General features: G+C 64.9%; 1 protein-coding gene. It reads right to left on the bottom strand.

The window, feature by feature from the left end; all coding sequences use genetic code 11:
* The coding region (locus tag M5B99_RS29825; RefSeq protein WP_318654602.1) for a carbon starvation CstA family protein at positions 1 to 473 on the bottom strand (473 nt) is incomplete at both ends.

Genomic DNA, 473 nt, shown 5'->3' with positions numbered 1-473 from the left:
ACCACGGTGCCGAGCATCAGCGCGATGCCGGCCAGCATCTGGTTGGAGATGCCGAACAGCGGCCACAAGGTGTTGATGCCGCCCAGCGGATCGATCACGCCCTGGTACAGCAGATAACCCCACATGGCCACGCAGCCGGCGGTGGCGATCAGGTTGGCGGTCCAGGACTCGGTACGCTTGAGCGACGGGATGAAGGAGCCGAGCAGGTCCTGCAGCATGAACCGTCCGGCACGGGTACCGGCATCCACCGCCGTCAGGATAAACAGCGCTTCGAACAGAATCGCGAAGTGGTACCAGAACGCCATGGTGTTTTCACCGGGCAGCACATGGTGGAGGATCTGCGCGATACCGACCGCCAGGGTCGGCGCACCGCCGGCACGGGCCAGTACGGTGGTCTCGCCGATATCCTTGGCCACGGCCAGCAGGGCGTCAGGGGTGATCGCGAAGCCCCAGCTACTGACGGTCTGTGCCAC

The sequence above is a fragment of the Pseudomonas sp. MWU13-2100 genome, from assembly GCF_023242365.1.
Classification (GTDB): domain Bacteria; phylum Pseudomonadota; class Gammaproteobacteria; order Pseudomonadales; family Pseudomonadaceae; genus Aquipseudomonas.
Note: the sequence above shows the minus strand (reverse complement) of the source record. Positions and strands in the feature narration are given on the sequence as shown.